Below are 13086 nucleotides of genomic sequence, written 5' to 3'. Positions count from 1 at the left end.
TTTATTTTACTTTTTTAACCATTTCTATGGTTACATTGGTTTTATTATTTCCCCAAGAATTATATACATACGTCAATACATCAGAAATTTCTTCTTCAGTTAGTGTTTGTTTGGTCATAACACTATTGTATTTTTTTCCGTTTACGGTAATTTCACCTGTTTTTCCATTTAAAACAATACCTATAGCTCTTTTTACATCTGCATTTAAATAATCAGATTTTGCTAATGGAGGAAAAGCATTTGGTATTCCTTGTCCCTCTGCTTGATGACAAGCAAAACAAGTTTTCATATATACTTGTTTCCCATCTTTTATTTTTTGAGCTAATGATTTTTCTACAATTTTGGTTACAACTTCTTTCTTTTTAGTATCAGGCATTGTTTGAATTGTACCACCTTCAGGAAGATAAATTCCTTCTTGCTTTATTCCAGAATACAGTTTTTTGTTTTCTTTTCCTGAAACCTTTAACATTCCTAATGCACCTTTATTGAAAGCTCTAAAAATGGCATGATCTACTAAAATAAATGTTCCAGGAACATCTACTTTAAAATCTACAATTGCAGCACCTCCAGAAGGAATTGATGTAGTTTGTATATCTTTTAATATTGTAGTTCCTCCTTCTATATGAACATTATCAAAAATTTCACCAATAACATGAAAAGAAGAAGTCAAATTTGGTCCGCCATTTCCTACAAACAAACGCACGGTTTCACCAACATTTGCTGTAATTGCATTATCTCCCGTTAAAGCACCAACTTTACCATTAAAAACTACATAATCAGCATCTTCTTTTATTGCTTTTCCCATATCAAAAGATTGCAAACCTTTATCTCCATTTGCTCCTTTAGTATAAAAATCTCCTTGCATAATGTAATATTCTTTATCAACCTTTGGTAAACCTCCTTCTGGTTCAACTAAAATCAATCCATACATTCCATTTGCAATATGCATCCCAACAGGAGCAGTTGCACAATGATATACATACAAACCTGGGTTTACAGTTTTAAAAGAAAATGTTTTCTTATGACCAGGAGCAACAAAAGAAGATTCTGCTCCTCCACCTGGACCATTTACTGCATGCAAATCTATATTATGGGGTAATTTATTATCCGGGTGATTAGATAAAGTAAATTCTACTAAATCACCAACTCTAGTTCTAATAAAACTACCTGGTACAGAACCACCAAAAGTCCAATAAACATATTGTACTCCATCTGCCATGGTTCCTTCTTTTTCTAAGATTTCCATGTTTACTAGCAATTTTTTTGCTGTTCTATTTCCAACTGGTGCTGGCACAAAAGGCGGAGCGGTTAACTCTGCATCCATGGTTCCTTTAATATAGATATTTGCATTATCTACAACTGCTAATTCTTTTTTTTCTTCTTTTTTACAACTTGTTAGCAGCAAGCTTGCAATCAATAATAAACACACTGTTTTTAAAAGTTTCATTTTTTACGTTTTTTTAGTTAATTAGCTTTTTTTAAATAAAAGATGTTTTTGTCTTTTATTTAAACAAATTTATAGTAGATTTTAAAAGAAATACATGACATTTATCATAAAAAAAGATATTTTTGTCCTTTTATTTTGACAAAAAGAAATTTATGTTATCAAAAGCAAGTAAATATGCAATTACAGCAGTTTTATATCTCACAAATTCATCTAATAAACAACACAAATTAGGTTCCAAGCAAATAGCTAAAGCATTAGATATTCCTGCTCCTTTTTTAGCTAAAACACTACAAGAACTAACTAAAAAGAAGATTATCTCTTCCGTAAAAGGTCCCAATGGAGGATTTTATTTATCAAAAGAAAATGAAAACAATACACTTTTTGACATTATTGCATGTATAGATGATGTTGAAAAATTTAATGATTGTTATTTAGGTCAGTTTGAATGTAACGAGGACAAACCATGTGTTGTACATCATTTATACTTCCCATTTAAAAATGAATTGATAAATAAACTTAAAACTAAAACTATTTTAGAAATGTCAAATGAATATGCACATAATAATAATTTAACACAAATTCTTAAATGAAATCATGATAAAAGCTAACAAACAAAGTATTATAGCACTACTATATTTTTTTGTGGCAGCTTCATTAGGAATTATATTGCGCTTATTTCCAATTACAAATGTAAAAGCAACATATAAATACATAGTACATACACATTCTCATATAGCACTTTTAGGCTGGGTATATATTGCGTTAACAACCATAATTTATCACTTATTTATACCTAAAAAAGTTCAGAAAAAGAATGCTATTTTATTTTGGTGTACACAATTTACACTTTTGGGAATGCTTATAAGTTTTCCTATAACAGGATATGCATTATTTTCTATTATTTTTTCAACATTATTTTTGATTTCTACTTATTGGTTTTTTGTTTTATTTAAGAAACATCATCATTTAAATAAAGATTGCTATTCCTATAAATTTATTAATGCATCACTACTATTCTTAATAATATCTAGTATTGGTCCCTGGGCATTAGGAATTATTATGAACACTTTAGGAAATACTTCTCATTGGTATAAAAATGCTATTTATTTTTATTTACATTTTCAATATAATGGATGGTTTCTTTTTTGTCTTTTCGGCGTTTTTATTTTTATTTTAGAAAGAAAGAAAATTAAAATCCATGAAAAACTATTTTCATCGTTTTACAAATTGATGGTTTTAAGTTCTTGTCTTACTTTATTTTTATCTTTTCTTTGGACAAAACCCTCAACAATCATATATATTGTAGCTTTTTTAGGCGCTGCTTTACAACTAGTTGCTCTCTTTAAATTTCAACAAATATTAATTAAAATAAAATCTAATTTAGATGAAGTTTTATCAGCTTTTTCAATTCGTCTTTTAAAATTCATTTTTAGTCTATTTATTCTCAAGATTGTTTTACAATTGCTTAGCTCTATTCCCTATTTTGCAGAATTAGCCTCACAAATTGTAGATTTTGTGATTGGTTATTTGCATTTAACCTTTTTAGGAATTGTTAGTTTAAGTTTGTTTGTAATTTTACAAGAATTCAAACTTTTAAAACTCTCTAATTTTTGGGTAATAATATATCTAATAGGGTTTATACTTTCTGAAACACTTATCTTTTACAAAGGATTTTGCAATTGGCAACAAATATCTATCATTGGTAATTATTATTTTGTATTGGTAAGCATTAGTGCTTTAATTCCTTTTGGAATTTTAGGCATACTGATTGAAAATTTTTTACTTCTATTTATTATAAATAAAAAAAAGAAAATACAGAACTAAACTAACTTTCACTTTTCTTTAGTAAACAAAAGCTTTCTTTTCATTATTTTTGCTCAAAACAAACAATTTGAAAAGAATACTTTTTTTATTTCTAATATTGTCTACAGTGATTTCTTTTTCTCAAGAAAAAAGAAAAATTGAATATGAAGCTGAATATCAAGAAACTAATGAAGAAAAATTTCCAGGAGCAAGTATTCTTATTGGAAAGGTAAAAATGACTCATGAAGGTATTGTTTTAACTTGTCAGCAAGCTTTATACTATAAAAAAGAAAATTTCTTTAAAGCGATTGGGAAAGTACTCATCAAACAAGGAGATACTATTACTCAAACTAGTAATTATACAGATTACGATGCCAACTCTAAACAAGCTCTTTCTTGGGGAAATGTAGTGTTAAAAGATCCTACAATGACATTAACCACAGACACCTTACAGTTTGATCGATTAAATCAAAAATTATACTACACAAGCTTTGCTACAATTAAAGACGCAACAAATACCTTAAAAAGTAAAAATGGAAATTATTATTTAGAAAATAAAAAATTTACCGCTACAACAAGAGTGTCCGTAGTAAATCCAGAACACACCGTTATTTCTAATCATCTAGATTATTATACAAATTCTGGTCAAGCTTATTTGTATGGACCATCAACAATAACAAACACAAAAAACAGTAATAGAATTTATTGTGAAAGAGGGTTTTATAATACCAAAACAGACATTTCTCATTTTGTAAAAAATGCAAAACTATATTTAAAAGAAAGAACTATTGAAGGTGATAGCTTGTATTATGATAAAAATAGAGGTTTTGCTTCGGCAACTAATAATATTAAAGTAATAGATACTGTTCAGAACTTTATTACAAAAGGTAATTACGCAGAAATTTTCGAAAAAAAAGATTCTCTTTTTATCATAAAAAAAGCAGTCGCAATTTCTATCATAGAAAAAGATTCAATGTTTATTCATGGAGACACTCTTTTAATTACTGGTAAACCTAAAAAAAGAATTATTAGAACGTATCACAATGTAAAAATTTTCAAGTCTGATTTACAAGGTAAATGCGATTCTATACATACAAATCAAGAAACGGGTCTTACAAGAATGTTTAGCAATCCAGTTCTTTGGTCTGATAAAAATCAAATTACAGGAGATACCATTCATTTAATTTCAAATGTAAAAACAGAAAAATTAGACTCTTTAAAAGTACTTAATAATGCCTTTATCATTTCTAAAGATTCTTTATCAAAAGAAGATTATAGTCAAATAAAAGGAAGGAATATGTTTGGTAAATTTAAAGACAATAAACTAAACCTTTTATTAGTAAAAGGAAATGCAGAGTCTGTATATTTTAATAGAAATGAAGAAACCAATGTACTAGAAACAATTACCAAAGAAATATCAAGTAATATCGAATTCACACTAGACAAAGGAGTTATTCAATCTATAAAATATTTAAAAGCTTCTGAAGGAAAAACCTACCCTCCATCTATGTTACCAGACGACGTGAAACGTTTAAAAGGATTTATATGGAGAGAAGATGAACAACCAAAGAAAATGGAAGATATTTTTATAAATGATTCAAATAAAAAATCACCTTCCAAGAAAAAAGAAAAATTACTGCCAAAAACTTTTCTCAAAAAAGGAGGAATCTTAAAGGACAAAGGCAAAAAATTGACTTCTAAAAAAGGAACGAAACTACCTATTTCTGTTAAAAAACAATAGTATGAAATCCGATTTTCTAAAATACCAAGCACAAACATCACCCCATCCATTTGCTTTAGAAATTTCACATGCAAAAGGAAGTTATATATATGATATTAAAGGAAAAAAATATTTAGATTTTGTTGCAGGTGTTTCTGCAAATAGCTTAGGACATAATCATCCTAAAGTAACAAAGGCTATAAAAGAGCAATTAGATGCTTATACACATGTTATGGTTTATGGAGAATTTATCCAGAAGCCTCAAGTTGATATTTGCAAATTACTTGTATTTAATTCGCCTAAAAACTTAAATTCTGTTTACTTAACCAATTCTGGGACAGAAGCTACTGAAGCCGCATTAAAATTGGCCAAAAGAGTAACAGAAAGATTTGAAATTATTGCAGCCAAAAACTCATATCATGGTAATACACAAGGTTCTATGAGTGTTTCTGGTGTAGAAAAACAGAACCAAGTATTTAGACCATTAATCCCAGGAATTAAATTTATTGAATATAACAATCAACTTGAAATTAATAAAATTACAACAAAAACAGCGGCCGTTATTTTAGAAACAATACAAGGTGGCGCTGGTTTTATTGAACCCAAAAATGGTTACTTAGCAAAAGTAAAAGAACGTTGTAAAGAAGTTGGTGCTTTATTAATTTTGGATGAAATTCAAACAGGAATTGGTAGAACAGGTACTTTTTGGGGTTTTGAAAACTACAAGGTAATTCCAGATATAATTATAACAGGAAAAGGCTTGGGTGGAGGTATGCCAATTGGAGCTTTTATTGCTTCTTATGAATATATGAGTTTGTTAAAAGACAATCCTAAATTAGGACATATTTCTACTTTTGCTGGTCACCCTGTTATAGCTGCTGCTGCAAATGCAACGGTAAAAGAAATTCTTTCAAAAAATTTAGTTTCAGAAAGTTTACGAAAAGAAAAAATTATCAGAAAACATTTACAACACAAAGCTATTCAAGAAATTAGAGGAAGAGGCTTAATGCTAGCAGCCATAGTTGAAACTCCAGAATTAGCTGCAAAAATTGTACATAAATGTTTAGACAATGGATTGATTCTCTTCTTTTTATTGTTTGAAGGAAAAGCATTAAGAATTACACCTCCATTAACAATTTCTGATGATGATATTATTGTTGGGTGTAAAATTATTTTAGACACGATAGACGAAGTCTTGGATTTTTAACTGATAGATAGCTATTTCTTTTTATCACCGTCTAGTATACATAAAATAAATATTTTAGAAAGTCTACTTTCTAATGACTAAAAAGATTTAATTCGTTAAAAATAAAAAAGCTTGAGTAACCTCAAGCTTTTAATTTATATATAAACAATTACTTACCTTCTACTATAATTTGGAGCTTCTTTAGTAATTGCCACATCATGAGGATGGCTTTCATTAATTCCGCTTGCAGTAATTCTTACAAACTTTCCAGTTTCTTTTAAGGTTTCAATATCTTTTGCACCACAATATCCCATTCCAGCTCGTAAACCTCCAATAAATTGATGAATACTTTCAAATAAATCTCCTTTATAAGGAACTCTTCCTACAATTCCTTCAGGAACTAACTTTTTAATATCATCTTCTACATCTTGAAAATATCTGTCTTTAGAACCTTGTTTCATCGCTTCAACAGATCCCATACCTCTATAAGATTTAAATTTTCTTCCTTCATAAATAATTGTTTCTCCTGGAGATTCTTTAGTACCTGCTAATAAAGAACCAAGCATTACTAAATCTGCTCCAGCAGCTATTGCTTTAGGAATATCACCTGTATAACGAATTCCTCCATCTGCAATTACAGGAACTCCACTTCCTTTTATGGCTGCAGCAACTTCTAATACTGCAGAAAACTGAGGAAAACCAACACCCGCAACAACTCTTGTTGTACAAATTGAACCAGGACCAATACCTACTTTTACAGCATCTGCACCAGCTTCTACTAAATATTTGGCAGCTTCACCAGTAGCAATATTACCAACAACTACATCTAAATTTGGAAATTTTGCTTTTACCGCTTTTAAAACATTAACAACTCCTTTTGTATGTCCATGAGCAGTATCAATAATTACTGCATCTACACCTGCATTTACTAAAGCCTCTGCTCTTTCTACCGCATCTGCAGTTACACCTAAAGCAGCAGCAACACGCAATCTTCCAAAAGTATCTTTATTTGCTATTGGTTTCTGAGTAACTTTAGTAATATCTCTAAAAGTAATTAATCCTTTTAATTTATAATTATCATCAACAATTAATAGTTTTTCTATTTTATGATTTTGAAGAATTTTTTCTGCATCATTTAATGAAGTACCAACATCTGCAGTAACCAAGTTTTCACTGGTCATTACTTCAACAATAGGTCTTTGATTGTTGTGTTCAAAACGTAAATCTCTATTGGTTACAATTCCTTTCAATGTTCCGTCTTCATCAATTATTGGAATTCCACCAATACCATGCTCTTTCATATTAGCTTTTGCATCTAATACTACTGCAGTTAATGGTAAAGTAACAGGATCTATAATCATACCACTTTCTGCACGTTTTACTTTTCTTACTTTTTGAGCTTGTTGCTCAATTGTCATGTTTTTATGTAAAACCCCTATTCCTCCTTCTCTTGCCATAGCAATTGCCATAGCAGATTCTGTAACAGTATCCATTGCAGCAGATGCAATAGGAACGTTAATAGTTATGTTTCTAGTAAATTTTGTTTGAATATTAACTTCTCTAGGAAGTACTTCTGAAAAAGCTGGAACTAAGAGAACGTCGTCATAAGTTAAACCTTCTCCTAAAATTTTGTTGTTGTGTGCTGTCATGTTGCAATTAAGATATAATTGCGAACAAATTTACAATTTATTATTATATAATTACTATTATTAAATTGTTGATTTATGTTTAAAAATAAATATTTCTATTTTATAGAATTCTGCTCTTCTTTTAAGGATTTTAAATAACTCACAACTCCTTTTCTTATGTCGTAAGATAATTCTGATTCTTTTGGTTGATAAACAGATAAAACTTCTTTATTTTTTGATGATAAAAAAGGAATATCAAAACCTTTTAAGAGATAGTCTGAAAAAGCGACAGTGTAAGTTTTATTTACATCTAACACTTTGTTTTTAATTTTCCACTCACCCTCTATTTTTTCTGCATTAAATCGGTGTAAATACGCTCCTGTTCCTGCCGCTAAAACGCCATAATCTAATACTCTTTTTAATAATCTCCCTTTAATTTCTACTTTTAAAATTGCGCCTCCATAAGGTAAAACTCTAAAAATATCTACAGCTGTAATATTACCCGTTAATTGATCGTCAATTCTAATTGAACCACCATTAACTAAAGAACAATCTACTTTATCATTAAAAGCATAAGACATTGATTTTGTAATAATTTCTCCTAAATTTGTTTGTGTACTTCTAATGGGAGTATCTCTTCCGTCTAAAGGAATTTTAGCATCAAAGATTACTTCTTCTGGGTTGGGAATAATATTTTTTATTTTTGAAGTTAAAATATTTTGCCATTTATTTACAATAACTGCTACTTTTTCATCTGATTTTATAGAAGAATTTATTTCTTTTAATTCAGATTTTACAATTGTTTTCTTTGTTTTTTTATCAAAAGAAATTCGATGAATATAAGCCGTTTTTGCATTTGCATCCGCTTTAGCAATCATTACATTTCCTATTGTATCAAGTGAGTTTGTGTGTTCATGACCTCCCATGATTAAAGGCAAATCTGGAATTAATTTAGCGATTCTTTTATCATTAGTAATCTTAACATGTGTTAATCCAAAAACAACATCTACAGAATCTTTAATAGATGCGTAAGCAGCTCTAGCTTTTACAAACATATTTCCGTATTCTACGTATTCTTTTGGATTAGAAGGAATACAAACACTTATAAAACCAACTTTTACTTTTGTTCCATCTTTATCTGAAAATTCTTTAATAAAGGTTTCTCCAATGGGTACTTTCTTAGCATTTCTTTCTTTGTAAAAAGGAATTGATTCTTCTTTAGTTTTAAGTTTTACATTTGCTGATATCCAAGGAAATGTACTCTCATTTAAACGTTTTTGTAAATCTTTTTGAGAAACATCAAATTCATGATTCCCAAATGCTACCAAATCAAAGTTCATAGCATTCATCACTTCAACCATTTGTTTACCTCGAACTCGCTCTCCATTTACTTTTAATGTTCCTAATAAAGAAGGATTTAAAAAATCTCCTGCTAAAAAAAGCATGGTATTCGGATTTTCCTTTAATAAATCTTTATGTACCGTTTCTACTCTTGCCATTCCTCCAAATTCCCCCCCTTGAATTGGCGCAATTTCATAAACATCATTAAGTTGTAAAAAAGTAAATTCAATTTTTCCATCATCTTTTTTACAAGAAAATAAAACAGTTATAGATAAAATAAATAATAGCGATTTTGTAAATTTCATTTTAATCTTTTTTAATCTTTTTTTAAAACACTTCTAAAGCTTTGTTATAAGCACTTTCAAAACTCATTGGTTTGATATTTGTGTTTGCTTTTTGTTCTGTAAAATAACTCAATAATTTTTCTGTTGGCATATTTCCTGTTAATTCATCTTTTGCCATTGGGCAACCACCATAACCTTTTATAGCACCATCAAACCGATTACAACCTGCTTTATAAGCTGCATCTACTTTTTCGTGCCATTTATCTGGAGTGGTATGCAAATGTGCTCCAAATTCAATTTCTGGATATTTATCAATTAAATTTGAAAACAAATAATTAATTACATCTGGAGTAGAACTACCAACAGTATCTGAAAGTGACAAAATTTTAACTCCCATTTTAGATAATTTTTCTGTCCAATTTCCAACAATATCTACATTCCATGGATCTCCATACGGATTTCCAAATCCCATTGATAAGTATGCGACTACTTCTTTTTTAGATTTATCTGCAATTGATAAAATCTCGTCTAAAGTTTCTATAGATTCTGCAATAGTTTTATGAGTGTTTCGCATTTGAAAATTTTCTGAAATAGAAAAAGGATATCCTAAATAATCTATTTCTTCAAATTGAACTGCATCATTAGCTCCTCTAACATTGGCAATAATTGCTAATAACTTACTTTCTGTGGTAGACAAATCTAACTTTGCTAAAACAGCTGCTGTATCTCGCATTTGTGGAATTGCTTTTGGAGACACAAAACTTCCAAAATCAATAGTATCAAAACCAACTTTTAATAAAGAATTGATATATAATGCTTTTTTTTCTGTAGAAATAAAATGAGATTTTATTCCTTGCATTGCATCTCTTGGACATTCTATGATTTTAACATTGTTATTCATCGTTTCAAAGATAAACAAACAAAAGTATGTGCAAAATAAATTTAACTTGATTCTATGTTCCTTTTTTGTAAATTCGCTAACAGAATATATTCTGTAATTATTCAAGCATTTTATCTACTCTTAAAAATAAATATGAAAAAATACACGTTCCTTTTATTAATTAGCATTTTAGTTTTAAGCTGTACTAAAAAAAAAGAAATCAGTTCTATCAATTCTGAAAATTGGTCAGAAAGGTTTGTTGATATTAGCAAAAAAGATTCTCTAGAATATGGTAAATCTTACCTTTCTGTATATTCTCAAATATATAGTATCTCTGAGCATAAGACACATAATTTAACGGCAATGATTAGTTTACGAAACACTAGTGATTTGGATACTATATACTTACTTAAAGCAAAATATTATGACACTCATGGAAAACCTGTTCGTACTTATTTTAAACGTCCAATTTATTTGGCACCTATGGAAACTACAGAAATTATTATTGATGAAATAGACATTGAAGGAGGAACGGGTTCTAATTTTATTATAGAATGGAAAACGCCTAAAAACTGTCCAGAACCTTTGTTTGAAGGGATAATGAATTCTACTGTAGGACAACAAGGATTATCATTTTCTACACAATCTAAAAGAATAAAATAATATTTACAAGTACTATCTTAACTTATTTCACTCCATATTTTAGAGTTTTTAGACAATTCTAAATAGGTATTTTTAATATTTGTATTTTCGGGTTTAGACAAGTTGCCATCTTCTTGTAAAACAGCAATTGCTTTATTTCTTGCAGCCACTAAAATTTGAGTATCTTTTACTACATCCGCAATTTTAAGGTTTAAAACGCCACTTTGTTGCGTTCCCATTAAATTTCCTGGGCCACGTAATTTTAAATCTACTTCAGCAATTTTAAATCCGTCTGAAGTTTCTACCATGGTTTTTAAACGTGTTTTTCCTTCTTCAGAAAGCTTATAGCTAGAAAGTAAAATACAATAACTTTGATCTGCACCTCTACCTACTCTTCCTCTTAATTGATGTAATTGACTTAAACCAAAACGCTCTGCGCTTTCAATAATCATTACACTTGCATTAGGTACATTTACACCAACTTCTATTACGGTTGTAGCCACCATAATTTGGGTTTCTCCTTTTACAAAACGTTGCATTTCATATTCTTTGTCTGCTGGTTTCATTTGTCCATGTACAATACTTATTTGGTATTTGGGAGCTGGAAATTCTCTTGAAACACTTTCATAACCATCCATTAAATCTTTATAATCCATGGCTTCAGATTCTTGAATTAAAGGATACACAATATATACCTGTCTTCCTTTTTCAATTTCATCTTTCATAAATTTAAAAACAGATAATCTATTGCTATCAAATCTATGCACCGTTTTAACTTCTTTTCTTCCTGGAGGTAATTCATCAATTACCGAGATGTCTAAATCACCATACACAGACATTGCTAAAGTTCTAGGGATTGGTGTTGCTGTCATTACTAAAATATGTGGAGGAAGAGAATTTTTAGACCATAATTTTGCTCTTTGAGCCACTCCAAATCGGTGTTGCTCATCTATAATTGCAATACCAAGGTTTTTAAATCTTACTTTATCTTCTAACAAAGCATGTGTGCCAATTAAAATATGTAAAGTTCCATCTTCTAAATTAGCATGTATTTCTCTACGTTTTTTTATTCTAACCGATCCTGTTAATAGATCAACATTTAAATTCATGTCTTTCACCATTTCTGAAATTGCATGATAATGTTGCGTCGCTAAAATTTCTGTAGGTGCCATAATAGTTGCCTGGAAACCATTATCTATAGCCAAAAGCATACTTAATAAAGCTACAATTGTTTTACCAGAACCTACATCACCTTGCAAAAGACGATTCATATGTACGCCAGAAGCAACGTCTTTTCTTATTTCTTTAAGAACTCTTTTTTGAGCATTTGTTAAATTAAAAGGTAAGTGATTGCTATAAAAATCATTAAATTTTTTACCTACATTTTCAAAAACAAAACCTTTATTTTTGGTTTTATTGATGAGTTTTTTTCTTAATAATTGAAGTTGAATAAAAAATAATTCTTCAAACTTTAAACGAAATTGCGCTTTGGCTAAATTTTCTTGACTTTTAGGGAAATGTGCATTTAATAGAGCCTCTCGTTTCGACATCAATTTAAAATCGGCGATGATTTCTAGTGATAAACTTTCTTGAATCCCTTCATAAAATTGCTGTAATAAATTTTGTATATATGTTCTTAGCAACTTGTTAGAAATACCAGAATTCACTAACTTTTCTGTTGAAGGATAGACAGGTTGCATTTTGGTTTGCAACTTTTTCTTGTATTCTGTGACCAACTCTAATTCTGGATGCGGAATACTAAAATTACCATTATAATGATTCAATTTACCATAAACCACGTAAGGTTGGTTAATTTTTAGTGAATCTTTAATCCATTTTTGCCCTTTAAACCATACCAACTCCATCGTTCCAGTAGCATCCTGAAAGGTAGCTACTAGCCTACTTCCTCTTTTTTGAGCAACAGATTTAACGCGTGTAATTTTACCTACAATTTGCACTTCAGAAGAATTGGGTTGTAATTCTTTTATAGAATAAAAAGCCGTTTTATCGATATACCTAAAAGGGAAAAAATTAAGTAAATCGTTGCATGTTTTAATTCCTAATTCTGTGTACAAAAGGGTGGCTCTTTGTACACTAATACCTTTTATATATGTTATTGGATAATTTAAATTCAATTTAAAAAAATATTGATAAA

General features: G+C 29.3%; 10 protein-coding genes. 5 read left to right on the top strand and 5 right to left on the bottom strand.

Annotation, left to right across the window (positions count from 1 at the left end; all coding sequences use genetic code 11):
• Position 1 precedes the first annotated feature (1 nt).
• Positions 2-1447, bottom strand: coding sequence for a copper-containing nitrite reductase (gene nirK / locus MC378_RS02940; protein ID WP_242177222.1), 1446 nt, complete (start codon positions 1445-1447; stop codon positions 2-4).
• 152 nt (positions 1448-1599) lie between these two features.
• On the opposite strand from nirK, the gene MC378_RS02935 reads away from it, so the two are divergent.
• The 4 genes from MC378_RS02935 to MC378_RS02920 all read left to right on the top strand — a co-directional run bounded on the left by MC378_RS02935 (position 1600) and on the right by MC378_RS02920 (position 6177).
• Positions 1600-2037, top strand: a complete 438-nt coding sequence (locus MC378_RS02935; protein ID WP_242177221.1) for an RrF2 family transcriptional regulator — start codon at positions 1600-1602, stop codon at positions 2035-2037.
• Between the two features lie 4 nt (positions 2038-2041).
• Positions 2042-3271 (top strand): hypothetical protein, encoded by a 1230-nt coding sequence (locus tag MC378_RS02930; RefSeq protein ID WP_242177220.1) that lies wholly within the window; start codon positions 2042-2044, stop codon positions 3269-3271.
• Between the two features lie 67 nt (positions 3272-3338).
• Positions 3339-4991, top strand: coding sequence for an OstA-like protein (locus MC378_RS02925; RefSeq protein ID WP_242177219.1), 1653 nt, complete (start codon positions 3339-3341; stop codon positions 4989-4991).
• A gap of 1 nt (position 4992) precedes the next feature.
• Entirely contained in the window at positions 4993-6177 is a 1185-nt protein-coding gene (locus tag MC378_RS02920; RefSeq protein ID WP_242177218.1) for an aspartate aminotransferase family protein, read from the top strand.
• 152 nt (positions 6178-6329) lie between these two features.
• Here the strand turns inward: MC378_RS02920 and guaB are convergent, their stop codons facing one another.
• The 3 genes from guaB to MC378_RS02905 all read right to left on the bottom strand — a co-directional run bounded on the left by guaB (position 6330) and on the right by MC378_RS02905 (position 10310).
• Positions 6330-7805: an IMP dehydrogenase gene (guaB, locus tag MC378_RS02915; RefSeq protein ID WP_242177217.1), complete on the bottom strand. Its 1476-nt coding sequence runs from the start codon at positions 7803-7805 to the stop codon at positions 6330-6332.
• A gap of 95 nt (positions 7806-7900) precedes the next feature.
• Complete coding sequence (locus MC378_RS02910; RefSeq protein ID WP_242177216.1) at positions 7901-9430, bottom strand: bifunctional metallophosphatase/5'-nucleotidase; 1530 nt, start codon at positions 9428-9430, stop codon at positions 7901-7903.
• Positions 9431-9452: 22 nt separating this feature from the next.
• Positions 9453-10310 carry a hydroxymethylglutaryl-CoA lyase gene (locus tag MC378_RS02905; RefSeq protein WP_242177215.1) on the bottom strand — a complete coding sequence of 286 codons (858 nt, stop codon included), beginning with the start codon at positions 10308-10310 and terminating at the stop codon, positions 9453-9455.
• A gap of 132 nt (positions 10311-10442) precedes the next feature.
• Here MC378_RS02905 and MC378_RS02900 point away from each other — a divergent pair, with 132 nt between their 5' ends.
• Entirely contained in the window at positions 10443-10952 is a 510-nt protein-coding gene (locus tag MC378_RS02900) for a DUF3124 domain-containing protein (protein ID WP_242177214.1), read from the top strand.
• A 17-nt stretch (positions 10953-10969) separates the two neighbouring features.
• Here the strand turns inward: MC378_RS02900 and recG are convergent, their stop codons facing one another.
• Positions 10970-13066, bottom strand: a complete 2097-nt coding sequence (gene recG / locus MC378_RS02895; protein WP_242177213.1) for an ATP-dependent DNA helicase RecG — start codon at positions 13064-13066, stop codon at positions 10970-10972.
• Positions 13067-13086: the final 20 nt, after the last annotated feature.

The sequence above is a fragment of the Polaribacter marinus genome, from assembly GCF_022662535.1.
Lineage (GTDB): Bacteria > Bacteroidota > Bacteroidia > Flavobacteriales > Flavobacteriaceae > Polaribacter > Polaribacter marinus.
The sequence above is the reverse complement of the archived record's forward strand: the minus strand, read 5'-3'. Positions and strand labels throughout refer to the sequence as shown.